Here is a 15,623-nt window from a genome sequence, read left to right as displayed (position 1 = left end):
AAAAAGCTGGCGCCATAAAATATAATTGTCTTTGCGAACATATGCGCCACACCACTTTGCGCCGCGTCAATAACGGCGGCCCTTGGCGCCAGTTGTCCACAGAAATACCCACAATTTACACACAATTTTCCCCCTGCTTCCTCCAGTTGCAACTTTGCCCAAACCGCATTATCTTGTAGCCCGATACAGCACGACCCCCAACATATGGTGTTTTGCTCAGTTTTGGCGCGCTATTTTGTACACATCTCGTACATTTTTTAGTGCGCCGGTAAAGCACTGTCGTTCGGCACTACAAAATGACATTTTTTTAGGTCACGTTAGACCGACGCACACTCGAATAATTAGCCGCCACAATACAAGCACAAGTACAGCGCACCTTAGGAGATACCCATGCAAACAGATGCAGATTCAACACCGGCCGCCCCCCAAAAAGGCGCTCCAACAACGCCAGCTACAGCACCCTCTAATATGGCTGCCAATGCACCTGGGCAATTGCGTGTTATTAAGCGCAACGGCACTGTCGTACCTTACAACGACGACCAAATCAGCATCGCGATGACTAAAGCCTTTTTGGCCGTTGAAGGCGGTGTTGCCGCTGCTTCTAGCCGTATTCACGAAACGGTAGAAAAGCTCACCAATCAAATTAGCTCTACCTTCCGCCGTCGTATGCCATCGGGTGGCACTATCCACATCGAAGAAATTCAAGACCAAGTAGAACTAATCCTAATGCGCGCCGGCGAGCACAAAGTGGCCCGCGATTACGTTATTTACCGTACCGAGCGCGCCAAACTGCGCGAAGCGCAAAAGAATTTAAGCCGCACCGAATTCAAATACCCCGATGTTAACGTTAAGCAAGCCGATGGCTCTTTATTACCATTGGATGTGATTCGCTTAAACACCTTGGTCACCGAAGCCTGCGCCGGCCTTAGCCACACTGAGCCTAGCGCCATTCTTACCGAAGCCATGCGCAACCTTTACGACGGCGTAACCGAAGACGACGTAAACACCGCATTGGTAATTTCTTCACGCACACTGGTAGAGCGCGAGCCAGAATACACTTACGCTACCTCGCGCTTATTGCTCGACAAATTACGCTGCGAAGCCCTGCGCTTTTTAGGCGTGGCCGATAAAGCCACCCAAAGCGAAATGGGTAAGTTTTACTGCGAAGCCCTACCGGCTTACATCGAAAAAGGCGTAGAGCTAGAGCTATTATCACCCGCGCTTAAAGAATTTGACCTCGACTTACTGGGCAAAGCCATTATTGCCGAGCGCGATTTGCAATTTACCTACTTAGGTTTGCAAACCCTGTACGACCGCTACTTTATTCACAGCGACGGCGTGCGCATTGAATTGCCGCAAATTTTCTTTATGCGTGTAGCCATGGGCCTTGCCGAGCGCGAAGAAGAAAAGAACGAGCGCGCCATCGAGTTTTACCGCTTGCTTAGCTCGTTCGACTACATGTGCTCTACACCTACCTTGTTTAACGCTGGCACCTTGCGCCCGCAGTTATCCTCTTGTTACCTCACCACCGTGCCCGACGACCTACACGGCATTTACGGCGCTATTCAAGATAATGCCATGCTCAGTAAGTTTGCCGGCGGCTTAGGTAACGACTGGACGCCAGTACGCTCGCTAGGCGCTTACATCAAAGGCACCAACGGTAAATCACAAGGTGTTGTGCCTTTCCTTAAAGTGGCTAACGATACCGCTGTTGCGGTTAACCAAGGCGGCAAGCGCAAAGGCGCTGTGTGTGCTTACTTAGAAACTTGGCACTTGGATATTGAAGAATTCCTAGAGCTGCGTAAAAACACCGGCGACGACCGCCGCCGTACCCACGATATGAACACCGCTAACTGGGTACCCGATTTGTTCATGAAGCGCATGTTCGAAGATAAAGAATGGACGCTGTTCTCGCCACACGACGCACCCGACCTACACGATTTATTCGGCAAAGCCTTCGAAGAGCGCTACGAAGAGTACGAGCAAATGGCGGCCGAAGGTAAAATCCGTTTGTTCAAAACCGTGCGTGCACTCGACTTGTGGCGCAAAATGTTGGGCATGCTGTTTGAAACAGGCCACCCGTGGATCACCTTTAAAGACGCCTGTAACTTGCGTAGCCCGCAGCAACACGCCGGCGTTATTCACTCGTCTAACTTGTGTACCGAAATTACCCTTAATACCAAAGCCGACGAAGAAATTGCCGTGTGTAACTTGGGCTCGGTTAACTTGGCGCAGCACGTGGAAGATGGCAAGCTAAACAAAGCTAAAGTGGCCGCTACCATTAAAACCGCTGTGCGCATGCTCGATAACGTTATCGACATTAACTACTACAGTGTACCGGCTGCCCGCACCAGTAACATGCGCCACCGCCCTGTAGGCATGGGCATTATGGGCTTCCAAGATGCCCTGTATAAGCAGCACATTGCCTACAGCAGTAAAGAGGCCGTGCAGTTCGCCGACGAGTCTATGGAGCTTATCAGCTACCACGCCATCGAGGCTTCTAGCGAGCTAGCCGCCGAGCGCGGCAGCTATGGCACCTACGATGGTTCTTTGTGGAGCAAGGGCATTCTGCCTATCGATTCCATCAAAATCCTTGAGGAAAACCGTGGCGAGCAGTTCATCGAAATGAACCACGACACCACGCTCGATTGGGACACTCTGCGCGAAAAAGTAAAAACCCAAGGCATGCGTAACTCTAACGTAATGGCTATTGCTCCTACGGCAACCATTGCGAACATTACCGGTGTTAGCCAGTCTATCGAGCCTACGTACCAAAACTTGTATGTTAAATCGAACCTTTCTGGCGAGTTCACCGTGGTTAACCCTTACCTTGTGCGCGACTTAAAAGAGCGCGGCTTGTGGGATAACGTGATGATTAACGATCTTAAGTACTACGAAGGTTCGTTACAAAAAATCGACCGTGTACCGGAAGATTTAAAAGTAATGTACGCCACAGCCTTTGAGGTAGAGCCACGCTGGTTGGTAGATGCCGCAAGCCGTCGCCAAAAGTGGATCGATCAAGCGCAAAGCTTAAACTTGTACATCGCTGGCGCCAGCGGTAAAAAACTAGACGTTACCTACCGCATGGCATGGTACAGCGGCCTTAAAACCACTTACTATTTGCGCGCCTTGGCCGCTTCTAGCACCGAGAAGTCCACGGTAGAGCGCGGCAGCCACAACAAGGTGGCCTCCGGTGATGAGACCAACGTAATGGCCAGCGGCCCCGCCGCAGTGCCACAGGCATGTTCGCTGGATGATCCTGATTGTGAGGCTTGTCAGTAGGATCTGACGAAGGGGCTCGATATCGAAAGGTATCGGGCCTTTTTTTCAGCTGGATATTTAACTTGGGATGTTTTTTTGTGGAGTGGATCATGGGCTGGTTGAGATTAGATCGCCCTTCGCACGGCCGCCCCACCCTAACTTTCTGGGCACGCTTTGAATACATCCCTGTACGCTCTGCGTCGGCGTCCTGCCTCCGACGGCCCTGAAAATTAGGGTGGGGCTTATTAAATTAAACTTAGAGTTTCGAAAACATAACCAATACCAAAAACCCGCCAAGATTGAGGATAAAAATAATGATCTCAAAAGAATACCTAGACGAAGAGCGGGTCAAACTCTGGAAAGAAGTCGAAATTATAAAAAGCGACTTGAAAACTTTAAGTGATGAAATTTCAAAACGCCCCCCTGAACTAGAAGCTGAAGCAAGACAGGCAGCAAAAAAAACATCTGAATACAGGAACAGAGCGCTTGACGCTAAAGAAGCAGCTGAGTTAGCACTAGGTCAAATTAAAAAAATAAGCCTAGCAACAAAAGAAGCACACGAAGATTCACTTAGAAAAAAAGAAGACGTAACGGCCGCGGCCTCAGCATCAAAAGAAGTATTAGAAAAAATAAGACTGTTTGAAAACAAATCGGAAGATATGAATTCACTGTTATCAAACCTTGATGAATACGTCGGATTAGTTGAGAAACTAAAAGAACTCTCCGCATCAGGGACAGAGACATCTACAAAGATAGGACTACTACATAAGGCCATATCAAAAAAGAAGGAAGAAGTTGAAGAGGCCCACTTAGAAATATTCGGATATAACGAAAATGACAGCGAAACGGGACTAGAAAAATTTGTGCCCGGCCTTCAAGGCGAGCTACAGGTGGCTTATGATGAACTGAAAAACGAAATTGAATCGACACAGTCGACTATAAACACTTTAATTAACGAATCACAAAAGAAACAAAATTCTTTTATTGACGAGCAGTCAAAAATAGTCACGACAAAAATTAGCAAATGGAATTCAGAGCACTCTGCAACATCGCAGAAAATAAAAGACCTACTTCCAGATGCAATGACAGCAGGTTTAAGTCATGCATTTAGTGAAAAACGAAAATCCGAAATAGATTCAGGAGAAGCTCTAAATAAAATATTTAATTGGTCAATTGTCGGACTCGTAACAGTTTCCCTAATTCCATTTATCGTCAACGCATATTTATTGACTACAGGAAAAGATCTGGAGACAATAATTTACGAATCACCTCGACTGATGGCAGCCATAATACCACTATATATCCCTTTAGTTTGGCTGGCATACTCGTCAAATAAAAAGTCAAACCTATCAAAACGACTTGTAGAAGAATACACACACAAAGAAGTTTTAAGCAAAACTTTCGAAGGGCTTTCCAGTCAAATCGAATCAATTGAAAAAGACAGTATCTCTACGGAATTGAGAATAAAACTTCTCTACAACCTATTAGATGTCAGTGCAGAAAACCCCGGAAAATTGATATCAAACTACGACACATCAGACCACCCGTTAATCGATGCACTCGAAACAAGCTCAAAATTAAATATTTCAATATCAAAATTAGAAAAAATACCTGGAATGTCACGCATAACAAAAATTTTAGAAAAGCGATCTTCAGATGTTCTCGAAGAGCAATCGGAAAACATCGAAAAAACACTAAAAAGTATTGACAAATAGAAAACCAAAGACCACCCATCAATTAAATCCGAAAGACACTAGAAAAATGTTCCACACCCAAATCATGTTCGGTATCGAAAACACCAAAAATCACCGCACTAACCAACAATGATCATTCCCTAATAAACATACGCGATCTATAGGAGATTGTAGCGGCCACTGCTTAGGCCAGACAAAAAAACACAAAGGCATTCTTCTAATAAAACAAGCAAGGAACATCCAATGGAAATCAAGCAAAACCCTTTTTCAGTATATGATTTTTTAGGGTATCTAACACCTGGAATAATATTCATCCAATGCTCAAGTTATTATATGAGCCATATATTTAAGGACAACCAAAACATTACGGCCATACTTAACTACACAACTCCCGACAGTGCAAAACAGTACCTTCCCTTTGTTTTGGCAAGTTATGTTATGGGCCACATATTGAGCCTAGTGTCCTCATGGGTGATTGAACTATACCTAATCAAGCGACACGGACATGCGTCAAAATATTTACTAGGACAGGAAATAAAAGGTTATTTTAATTCATTTGATAATAACAACTTCAAAAAAATAAGAGGACTCATATTTATAGTAATATTATTCCCAATATCCATTCTAGACAAAATACTCGGCGACCACTTGAGAATGAAATTTCTTTACGCTAAAGAATTAGATGGCCTACTTCAAAACATTATAATAAAAAAAATCGAGCACGTCATAAAGACGCATGGAAAACCTGACCAAGAGATAGAATATAATCCAGACAATCAAAACTACTTCGCCTACATATATCACTACACGCTAGAGAATACGAATCATCACATTCAGAAGTTCCAGAACTACGTGACACTATACGGACTATTAAGAAATCTTACGCTAATAGCTTTACTCTTTTTCTGGCTATCAGCAGCAACTTTTATTTCAGACATAACAAATATAAACCTTCTGTACTTTACAACATTTACCGGCCTATTAGCATTCACCTTATTCGTTGGCTACTCAAAATTTATGCGCAGATATACGGTGGAAGTTTTAATGGCGTTTGCAACAAGCTACAAAACGGACTAAAAATCAGGTCGTGCAATTCATAGGAGCGCGCACTCCAACTTGCACTTTTACCTCTACTCGAAGACTCAAAATAAAAAACCTCAATATACCACTAGCGTTTAGCACGCTCACAAAAAATGGCATCTCACAAGAAACCACAGCCAAATTAGGAGTTTTTAACAATGAAAATGAGTTCAACGATAATTGCTTCAATATTTCTTCTCATGCCCATCATTAAAAGCACTATATTGGTCGCCAATGCAGCACCGAGCGAACTCAATGAGCAGGAAATTAAAATAATAAATCAATTTTCTGAAAACGTAGCGATAGAAGATGCTATCGGCCAATTACTAATTATCGGCGCAGCTGGAGACACGAAAAATTACCCAGGAAACCCTAGATTAGAAGAACAAATTGCGACCCTAGGAGTAGGGGGGGTGATGTTGAATTCATATAATTATGAAAAACAAAACGATTCTGAGCTTCATCTTGAGTCAATAAACTCTATAATCGGCTTCCACAACCACCTTCAATCACTATCAGACAAATCCAAGCTAAAGCTGCCTATATTTTTAGCCGCAGATTTCGAGGGCCCTTCTTTCACCTCATTTCCAGGGGCCGTTATTCAGCCCCCCCCAGCCTTGACACTAGCATCAACGGCCAACGCAAAGCTAATCAGGTTAAACGGAAAAGCGGTAGGATTTCAACTTTCGACACTTGGCATTAACATGCTGCTAGGCCCAGTGCTAGACATTGATCGCTCCACCCAAGGCGATGCTGATAAAACTATCAAAAATAGGTCTTTTGGCGGCTCTCCTGACAGAGTCTACAATTCTGCATCACACTTTGTTACAGGTATAAGAGAAGCTGGAGTCTTGTCTATTGCGAAACATTTCCCAGGCCTAGGATCTGTGATCGGAAGTATGCATTCGACAAAAAAATTCCCTACGTATTACGGAGGCGCCTCACGACTAAAGCAAGAATTACTCCCTTATAAAAACTTCTCTAAGTATCTAGATGGAATAATGACTTCACACGTATACCTCGACTTCCTAGAGGCAGACAAGCAACAACCAATAACATTTAGCAAATTATTCGTCACAAACCTACTTCAAAAAAACAACCCCGTATTAATAAAAAGCATAGACATACCAGGACTAAACTTTTCTGAAAAGCTAATCCTATCGGATGATCTAACTGATATGGGATCCATCATTCAGTACCGAAAAAAATACAACAAAAGCCATACAGATATTGCCATTGAAGCTCTTGAATCTGGTCACGACATGCTAATATTTTCTCACGTGGAACTCCCGAACACCCCTAAACGCGGAATAAACGAAGCATTCCACTACAACGACCTAAAAACACTAGTCAGCGAACTAACATTAAGAATACAAAACAATGAAAGACTTGAAAAACGCTTTAGATCCTCACTAAAAAAGATAATTTACTATAAAGCCACGCATAACAAGAAGCTTGGAGGTAGTACATCAGAAATGCTTTTGGGTATTAGAGGAGCATGGATAAAACAAAAGCTACAAAATATAGATGATCTTACAAAACCTGAATTCCTAAAGAGAACAAAACACAAAGACATCAAAGACCTCGTTAAGATCACTATCGATAACGCGACCATAAAACTTCATGAAATATCAAAAGACACCGCAAACATATCAGACTTAAACTCAGACACAAACATACACTTTTACATCGAAGAAGACTACATAGATAACTACAAAATTGCCTTTGCCCACAAATTTAAATCGTCTCAATTTTTTCCGATTTGCAAATCGGAAAAACATACAAAAAACTGCACCCCCAGACTTCACTCAAGAGGCAAGCTCAACAAAGCTCTAGAGGCCTCATTAAAAGACAAAAGTGTCGACAAAATCATATTCACAGCACTTAACATAGACGACATGGATTCTTTAGAGAAAATGAGATTGGATTTCAAGCCAAAAGCTCTCGAGAAAATAATACTATTAATACACTACACTCCAACAATAATCTCGAAAGAGCTTTCATCCAGAATAAATATTTACGGAAACTTCACAAAACATAGCCTATCATTCAAATCAGATATTGACTTATTGAATGGTGAAATAAATCCAAAAAATAAAGATCAGCTACCTATTAATTTTGGAGGCAACCCAGACGCATTAAATGAGAACCCCATAAAAATAAATCCAGCCAAAGGCTTTGAACCAATTAAATACTATGCAACAGCAAAGGAAAAGCAACTAACGTTAGAGATTGAATCATTAAAAGAAAAAATAATAGAACAAGAAAAATTAAAACAACAAGAAGAAAATATCAAAAAGAAAAAGGATCCAATAAAACAACAAGAAAATAAAAAGTACAATCACAAAACCACACTCCAATGGATAATCATAGCACTAGCCATAGCATTTCTGATCTTAACTGCTAAAATATACAGCAAAAGAAACGGGCAAATAATTGAAAGGAAAGAAGGCTTGCTAAGCAGGATTCACGACAACGTATTCAGTGACACAAAGGTACCAGCTCTTATTATTTTATCCATCACATTAACGCTCATTGCCTTCAAGATAGATCCTACTATTATTCCCCCTTGCGCCCCCTCTGAAAACTCGGAGCATCCAATATTCAAGAAGCAATAATACCGGCCATAATCGATCTGCATTATTGCTTTAAAAAAACGGCAATCGGGCAACGCCCCCCTAAACACTTTGACATCATTGATATGGACCTTTAAATGAATATTAAAGCTTATTCTATAAATCTTCTTGCGATGGCTTTAGTAGCTTGCAGCGAACCCAAATTCGATTACCTCCTCGTCAAAAATGACAGGGTCAATGGGATCAGAGACATTGATTATCTGATGGGTTGGTCAATATAGTGTTAATGTTTCGGAGGTGTAATGAAAGGCGCTAATAATCCAAGGCTAATAACTTGGGGTTATTTATTGGCGCTGGAGTGTTGGTTGTTGGTGCGGCGCGTAGTGTTGCTCAAAATACTGCGACTGCAAGAGCCAGGCATCGGACCAAGAAAAACAAGGGTCCCGTCGTGAATACATCGTTTAACCACGAAATCACAACCCTAACTAAGCAGCTGAAACATTTACGTAGATTTTAAATATAATGACAACCCCCGACAACAACAAAAATAACGAAATTAAATCGATAGCCGAAAAACTTCAGTTGGCGGCGTTGGTATTGACCTTTCTTGCGCCCTGCTTGTTGACGGCGGGGTATTCGTTTTATCTTGGTTATATAAATACCTTTGGCCTTGATAGTAGCCTGCTTAACCGAGGTTTTAGTGAGGCAGTTACGGAGACGTGGGTCGTTGGGCTTAGGTTTCTGCTCTTCCTATTTAGCCATATGCATTACGCATTCATTTGGGTAGCCATTGTCATTGCATGCATGCTCTACGGCCTAGCAATCATTGTAAAACGACGAAAGCTTGGCTTAAGCAATATTCTTATCGATGGTACTTTGAGTAAAGAAAATCAAGGGCCAGAGTATTTCGGGCTAACAGCATATCGCTGGGGCCTAATCGCGACAGCTGTTTACGAACTCTGCTCGTATATTTTCTGGCCAATTGCAATTATTATCGGGGCATTATTTGTTTGTATACTCCCTTATCAATACGGAACAGAAATCGCTTCTACTAGTGTAGAAAAATACGAAAAAGAACATTGCATTACTACCGATAGCAGAGAAAATTCGAATTGTGTATCGCTCGTTGAAATAGCAGGAGAACAAAAAGTATTGAGCAAAGGACTCTTGATCACTGCCAGCAAGAGTCATATAGCGCTATATTCCGAAGGCATGACAGAGGTATGGCCGATGAGAGATGATGTAAAAGTGGTTAGGGAATTCAAACCCAAAGCTAAGTGACTCATACGGATTAATCGAGTTATTGAACCAATAATTAACTGAGTTACATTATGAGTCAAAATTGGAAACCTAAAGTTTGGCCTGTTATTATTTTTGGTCCATTCATACAAGCGTTTATATTTTTATATCTCAATAAACCACGATTGTTTTGGCTATACAGCGCAATAACGATATTACTAGGAGTTATTGATTGGAGATACGGCATATGGAGCACTTCAGTGCTTATCATAGCCTGCCCGCTTCATGGTTTTCTCATCGTGAAAAAGGATGGCATTAAGTCCCCTCGAAAGTGGTACTCACATTGGTGGGCAACACCCGCGTTAATCACTGCTTTTTTCGCTACTATTTTCATAACCCGGTCATTTCTGATCGAGCCATTTAGTATTCCCGCAGAATCGATGGCGCCGTCGATAAACAAAGGGGATTTTGTCATTATTCGCAAACTTGGATACGGTACCTACGGAACATTTGGCATTCAACTTTTCGACAGCGAAAGCATTAATAACAACCTTATGGAGAGAGGCGAATCCTATGTGTTTTTGCCGCCGAACAGTAATCTTCCACACGTCAAAAGGTTGATTGGACTCTCTGGCGATACTATCGAGGTCACACGGCGCGGAGTCATTATCAACGGTGAACTGATCACCCAGCTAAGCGAGGAGCCTGATGGCGACATATTGCATGCTAGAGAAGGGCTTGAAGAGCCGTACAATATTCAATTTATGGTCAAGCGAAATTCCGCTATGGTAGGTCAATATAAAGTACCCGATAATCACTACTTTTTCCTCGGTGACAATCGTGACAACTCTCGAGATAGCAGAGCATGGGGTTACGTCAACGAAGGCGATATAATTGGAAAAGTGATTGCTATCTTGCCTAATTAATCGGCCCTGCCGTTACACTCAGAAAAGATCGGGAGGCAGATCGACCTTGATGAATTTCAACGAATTTGACCAACCGGCAAAAGCCATTACCCAGCACTACGCCAATCGACTCAATAATGAATTAGCTGCGAAGTTGATTACTGGCGAAGTAAACATTTCATCAAAGGACGACGCTGAAGATCTAGCGTTTTTCTTTTGGGCAATGGTCGATGAAGCGGTTGACGATGAAGAAAATAACTTTGCTATTGATGGGTACAGCGATCTGCAATCTTGGCTTGAGAAAGCAATGCATATTTTTTCCAGCTATATTAAAAATCAGGGTTTCGCCGACCAATGGCGTGAAGTATCCCACAAGTGCGGCTAACCATAATCAGCGCGGGCCTTAACTTCACACTTTTTTAGTCTGCTATAACAAATTGGCTACGCCATATCTACACGAAGAACAAAGAGTAGATCACGGATTGAGTATGTTTATAGTGCCCGTCCAGTTTTCTTTATTCGCCAACCCTCCTTAGCCGATATGATTAAACTAAAACGTCCAATAAATCACCTACCATGAAACTATAAATAGTATGCCATCGATTGGTTAAGATCTCGCGAGAATTGCGATCGTAACATCCACTAAAGAGGTCGAATTCTACGCTACTCTCTCTATTTTTGCAGGTCAGAATTAGTGATTGATACGTTCGCACACCTTTCGGACCTACACGATTCTTTAAATAAGGGGATATTTGATCCAGTGAATATGATTGCTTAGGTGTAAATTTGTGGCTATCTAAGTCGAAATGTCCATGCAATATACACTCTGTGTAATAGTCAATACCAATACCTTCATAAGTGTCGCGTATTTTTTTGGGAAACCATTTATACCCAGCATAAATTATTGACATTTCTAGTAAAATAAAAAATATAAAAAGGTAAGTATCTGTTATTTCGACAAGGCCCACCGTAACAACCGGCAACAGAAAACCGAAAAACCCCCAAAACAAGACTTGTAGGAAGAAGAGTGTTTGGTTTGGCTGTACCTTGAAAAGCATTGTATCGTCATATAGCACAAAACCATCCAATACGTCATAGTCTGGGTTGTCAGTCGTTTTATGCTCAATCATTTAAAGTCTCCTTTGCTATTAGCTTGGCGGGCTTCTCAATTACGTTTCCCTCGTTTGCAGCCAAATATCGTTTTGGGCCCCGCTTTAGCTACCGTCTAGTATGTTATCGACGGGTGTGCGCGACGGGCGCCGCCACAAAAAAGAGCACATGCAGTAATCCAAAAAATACCATTCGATTATAAAGAGATCAACATTCAAAACAATATGCTCTTTGACTCAATCGATAAAGGCTTCTTGTGCCCAGCTTTCTTTTCTGTACCCTTATCTATTCAAGTAAGGCAACTCTGGCGCCAATATCCACACAGCTACCCGAGCAAACCTGTAGAATTCCAGAAAACTTACATTGATAAAGGATTTAACGATGAGCACCTACACTACATTTGCAAAAGAGAAACTACTGGACCTGTACAGCAATCACGATCATGAGGTCGGGAGTCAGCTCAAACTTCAAAAACCAGAGGCGTATAAAGACCTGCAATCGACCGATTGTATTACGTACTCACTGCGAGTGTGGGCTACGCCTTTGAGAAATCAGGTAACAGCCAAGCAGCTAAGGCAATCTGGAATTACGGAAAAAAGGAACTGAGATAGCTAAGTACTTGGTGACGAACCATCAATGGAAGGCGGTATACGTCAACCCTGATTCAAAGCATCCTGAGGACGGAAATCAAGAGCATGCCTATAGCAATGTCATAGCAAACAAAAAATGCAGTTATTACAACATTCCTCTTAGCTATACCGTCACCGATTATCGCATCACCCCAAAAACAAACCCGAATTTCAAAAAAGTTAATCCTCATTTAAGCGAAACAAAGTTGAACACGCTAGATATCACAAGCCTAGCCAACATAGATTTTGGCTTTGGCATTGCAAAAGGAGGGTTACACACATAGTTCTTCTCCAGAGGAAACGTCTATGAGGTTCATTGGGATTCTATAGGAAAAGGATTATACGAAAAACATCATTAAAGAAATTTATTTGGCTGAGCGGAGCCATTGCTATCCCAGCAGATGCGGCCCCAAAAATTGAAATCGCAAGTCAACTCAAATGTGGATAATGTAATGAGACTTTTACTTTGCTTAGCCGTAGCCACCATAGCCTCCAGCTGCGCATCAACAAAGACCTGCGAGAAATATGTCATACTTGACTACGAGGATTTCGGTCCGCAAGCCATGACCCACTCTCTGATTGGTATGCAATGGTGGCAATGGCAGGATCACGGCAGCCCCAATGCAGGTACCCTGTACGATATAAAAGTCATCGTGCATCCAGATTCGTTGACCAAAGACGTTAAAAAAGACTTTCCCATCGCGCCAATACAGCATTTGGATTATCGCTATGTGACTTTCAAAAATGCACAGTCATACCTCGACCATCATATTGCCGAAGATCTGATACCAACTTTAACCGCCGAACTCAAACTAACGCGGAAAAAGATCGATAAAGTGGCGATTTGCAATAGATAATTAAACAATGATCATTAAAGTTTATTTCATAAGCCTTATTGCAATTGCTTTAGCAAGTTGCGGTGAACCAAAGTTCGACCATCTCTTTGTTAAAAATAACACCGATATACAACTCAGCATTAGCGCTCAATTTCAGAATGGAGAAACTAAACTATCGCCCTTAGTGCTATCCCCAGGAGCAGAAGACGGTTGGCGCTTTTCTGCTAGAAATGGAAAGCTAGTTGAAAGCTTTCAGCAACTACAGGCAGAAACTAGCGAATGCGCAGTATCTTTCAGTAAAGAAAAACTTAAAACGATGATTAAAAATGATGGCGCACACCGTCTCGTTTTAAACAATAATCATATTGATTGTTTAAAGTTATCCCAACTTTAGTAGTATAAATTTAAAATAAAAGAACCCTTGCAGCAGAGAAATCTACCATGCAGACTAATGCGCATTAAGCATTTAATACTCCAAGCGCCACTCCCCTGACGTAAACGCAACAGAATAAAAATTATCTCAACAATAAAGACACGCCTAGCTTACTCAGTGAGGTCATAGAAACGAGAAAAAGATAAAATCGCTTATACACTGACACCCCAACCCTACAGCTTGTTAAATTACTCGACACTGTTTTTAGCTGAAATCAACAATTCTTATAGAACCCAACAACACAAACAGTAGTACAGCAAGGGAAAAATTGCATTCAAACATTAAATAGTTAGAACATTGACTAATTTACAATGCGTTAGGTCTCAAAATATACCCAAAGGAACCTCAACTTAAAAGCCGATCACAATAGTGATCGAGGGCATGTTTATTGCCTTACCCAAGCTATCTGACGAAAATGCTTTATTCCTGCCTCAAGTACGGCAAGCCGCTTTCATTAAAAATAAACAAGACAGCACAATACCGCCCAAAGAAAAATGGTCTCACTCACTACTTAAATGGAGCTCATTCAGGGTTGAATATTTGACGAGCTTACAGCCATTGTTAATCTGCTCTCAGACAGACGATAAATAGATTGCAATCAGAAGTACACGCTAAACACAAAGGAACAGTACATGCCTCATCCACTCAGCGCTAATCCAAACAAATACAATCAACCCGCAAACTATACAGGCTTAATTCCATGGCCGGTTTATTTGGCTCTGCAAAATAAATTTGCACAATACCTTTATGAATCAGACAGGGACTGGGTACGCCGAATAAGTGCTAGCATAATGAAGTCACCGGATCAGATCCTTGCGAAGGATCTGATGAATTTTTCAAGTAATGATTTCAAATCAGAGCTCCTTAGCAAAGTTAAAAGCAAGGACTGGGGGCAAGCCGCAGTAAAACGCGACGAGCTTATGGATGGCTTAAGCCGCGTAGCCACTCGGCAAGTCTATTCTGGCGGAGACAAAGGCATAAAGGCCAAACAAGTCCATCTTAATCCCTCTGCGCTTGCCATTAATGGCCAAAACGCTGAATCACGCGCTAAGGCACTTGTTAATAAATTGATTGCGAGTACCAATGTGGACACACCAGATAACGGTAGCGTTTTCTGGAATGGCATAGATGCTCGAAAACTCGTTCACTATATAGAAAAGTGGAACAAAGCAACCCCTGGTATGTTTGGCCAGCTTGAAGCGACTACCGATGTACGCTTAGTGGATGGTCAATTTGTTTGGGACAATTCACCCCAAGGTAAAAACCTTCAGCACTACTTCGCTGGTGTATCAGAAAACCTCGGCAATAAAGCGAGAGGGCACATGACTGCTGCCGTTTTATGGGGGTTTCGGAATACCTCGATATTAACTTATGCTGAACTTCCCAGAATTTTATATGGCATGAGTGAAGCGTTAGAAAAAGGCCAAAAACCAGCAGTCACCGATATCTCCATTGTTGTTATTGATGCCATTGGCAGCAGCGGTGATGTTAAAATTGTCAATAACGCCGACATATTGAACCTTCCTATTTGGCAACCCGCCTCTGGAACAAGGGGTTACTCAAAGAACGAGTGCACACTTACAGGGACGAAACTTTCTAACTTTAAAAATATACAAGGAAAATGGACCGGTAAGACGACAGTACCAAATAGCCAAGCTCTAAGAGACTATTTTCAGTCAAGACCCAAAAAGCCTAGCGCCGCCGCAGTAAGAATCGTTGAAGATGCGCGCAATTTAGTCCGCGATTCCAATAAGTTTTAAGAATACAAGCAACACACTTATCACACCAAGATAATGCTGTTGCCTATCCATCGGCAGGGCCGTGAACTGGGCTTCTCTATAGACGAGCCTACCAACAGCC

12 protein-coding genes are annotated in these 15,623 nt (G+C 42.2%); 11 read left to right on the top strand and 1 reads right to left on the bottom strand.

All coding sequences use genetic code 11. The annotated features are described in order from the left end of the window. Window positions 1-390 precede the first annotated feature (390 nt). From MARGE09_RS07090 to MARGE09_RS07060, 7 genes are all read left to right on the top strand, one after another. Window positions 391-3,282, top strand: a complete 2,892-nt coding sequence (locus tag MARGE09_RS07090) for a ribonucleoside-diphosphate reductase subunit alpha (protein ID WP_236986642.1) — start codon at window positions 391-393, stop codon at window positions 3,280-3,282. A 293-nt stretch (window positions 3,283-3,575) separates the two neighbouring features. After that, entirely contained in the window at window positions 3,576-4,976 is a 1,401-nt protein-coding gene (locus MARGE09_RS07085) for a hypothetical protein (protein ID WP_236986641.1), read from the top strand. Window positions 4,977-5,198: 222 nt separating this feature from the next. Then, a complete protein-coding gene (locus MARGE09_RS07080) occupies window positions 5,199-6,032 on the top strand; it encodes a hypothetical protein (RefSeq protein ID WP_236986640.1) in 834 nt (277 codons plus the stop codon). A 161-nt stretch (window positions 6,033-6,193) separates the two neighbouring features. Beyond that, window positions 6,194-8,653, top strand: a complete 2,460-nt coding sequence (locus MARGE09_RS07075; RefSeq protein ID WP_236986639.1) for a glycoside hydrolase family 3 N-terminal domain-containing protein — start codon at window positions 6,194-6,196, stop codon at window positions 8,651-8,653. Window positions 8,654-9,133: 480 nt separating this feature from the next. Continuing rightward, the gene (locus MARGE09_RS07070; RefSeq protein ID WP_236986638.1) at window positions 9,134-9,892 is read left to right on the top strand and encodes a hypothetical protein; all 759 of its coding nucleotides are present in this window, start codon (window positions 9,134-9,136) and stop codon (window positions 9,890-9,892) included. A gap of 50 nt (window positions 9,893-9,942) precedes the next feature. Further along, complete coding sequence (gene lepB, locus MARGE09_RS07065; protein WP_236986637.1) at window positions 9,943-10,776, top strand: signal peptidase I; 834 nt, start codon at window positions 9,943-9,945, stop codon at window positions 10,774-10,776. Window positions 10,777-10,825: 49 nt separating this feature from the next. Then, window positions 10,826-11,140, top strand: a complete 315-nt coding sequence (locus MARGE09_RS07060) for a hypothetical protein (RefSeq protein ID WP_236986636.1) — start codon at window positions 10,826-10,828, stop codon at window positions 11,138-11,140. A 160-nt stretch (window positions 11,141-11,300) separates the two neighbouring features. On the opposite strand, the gene MARGE09_RS07055 is transcribed toward MARGE09_RS07060, so the two are convergent. Continuing rightward, complete coding sequence (locus MARGE09_RS07055; RefSeq protein ID WP_236986635.1) at window positions 11,301-11,885, bottom strand: hypothetical protein; 585 nt, start codon at window positions 11,883-11,885, stop codon at window positions 11,301-11,303. A gap of 602 nt (window positions 11,886-12,487) precedes the next feature. On the opposite strand from MARGE09_RS07055, the gene MARGE09_RS07050 reads away from it, so the two are divergent. The 4 genes from MARGE09_RS07050 (at window position 12,488) to MARGE09_RS07035 (ending at window position 15,523) form a co-directional block, all read left to right on the top strand. After that, on the top strand, window positions 12,488-12,778 hold the full coding sequence (locus tag MARGE09_RS07050) for a hypothetical protein (RefSeq protein WP_236986634.1): 291 nt from the start codon (window positions 12,488-12,490) through the stop codon (window positions 12,776-12,778). Window positions 12,779-12,946: 168 nt separating this feature from the next. Continuing rightward, the gene (locus tag MARGE09_RS07045) at window positions 12,947-13,351 is read left to right on the top strand and encodes a hypothetical protein (RefSeq protein ID WP_236986633.1); all 405 of its coding nucleotides are present in this window, start codon (window positions 12,947-12,949) and stop codon (window positions 13,349-13,351) included. A gap of 7 nt (window positions 13,352-13,358) precedes the next feature. Then, entirely contained in the window at window positions 13,359-13,724 is a 366-nt protein-coding gene (locus MARGE09_RS07040; protein ID WP_236986632.1) for a hypothetical protein, read from the top strand. A 671-nt stretch (window positions 13,725-14,395) separates the two neighbouring features. Then, window positions 14,396-15,523, top strand: coding sequence for a hypothetical protein (locus MARGE09_RS07035; RefSeq protein WP_236986631.1), 1,128 nt, complete (start codon window positions 14,396-14,398; stop codon window positions 15,521-15,523). The last annotated feature ends 100 nt before the right edge of the window (window positions 15,524-15,623 follow it).

Origin of the sequence: Marinagarivorans cellulosilyticus, assembly GCF_021655555.1 — a bacterium.
Classification (GTDB): Bacteria; Pseudomonadota; Gammaproteobacteria; order Pseudomonadales; family Cellvibrionaceae; genus Marinagarivorans; species Marinagarivorans cellulosilyticus.
Note: the sequence above shows the minus strand (reverse complement) of the source record. Positions and strands in the feature narration are given on the sequence as shown.

Bases quoted from the DNA above. Each gene is read 5' to 3' on its own strand.
- MARGE09_RS07090 (WP_236986642.1), top strand. From the start codon at position 391: ATGCAAACAGATGCAGATTCAACACCGGCCGCCCCCCAAAAAGGCGCT.
- MARGE09_RS07085 (WP_236986641.1), top strand. From the start codon at position 3,576: ATGATCTCAAAAGAATACCTAGACGAAGAGCGGGTCAAACTCTGGAAA.
- MARGE09_RS07080 (WP_236986640.1), top strand. From the start codon at position 5,199: ATGGAAATCAAGCAAAACCCTTTTTCAGTATATGATTTTTTAGGGTAT.
- MARGE09_RS07075 (WP_236986639.1), top strand. From the start codon at position 6,194: ATGAAAATGAGTTCAACGATAATTGCTTCAATATTTCTTCTCATGCCC.
- MARGE09_RS07070 (WP_236986638.1), top strand. From the start codon at position 9,134: ATGACAACCCCCGACAACAACAAAAATAACGAAATTAAATCGATAGCC.
- lepB (WP_236986637.1), top strand. From the start codon at position 9,943: ATGAGTCAAAATTGGAAACCTAAAGTTTGGCCTGTTATTATTTTTGGT.
- MARGE09_RS07060 (WP_236986636.1), top strand. From the start codon at position 10,826: ATGAATTTCAACGAATTTGACCAACCGGCAAAAGCCATTACCCAGCAC.
- MARGE09_RS07055 (WP_236986635.1), bottom strand. From the start codon at position 11,885: ATGATTGAGCATAAAACGACTGACAACCCAGACTATGACGTATTGGAT.
- MARGE09_RS07045 (WP_236986633.1), top strand. From the start codon at position 12,947: ATGAGACTTTTACTTTGCTTAGCCGTAGCCACCATAGCCTCCAGCTGC.
- MARGE09_RS07040 (WP_236986632.1), top strand. From the start codon at position 13,359: ATGATCATTAAAGTTTATTTCATAAGCCTTATTGCAATTGCTTTAGCA.
- MARGE09_RS07035 (WP_236986631.1), top strand. From the start codon at position 14,396: ATGCCTCATCCACTCAGCGCTAATCCAAACAAATACAATCAACCCGCA.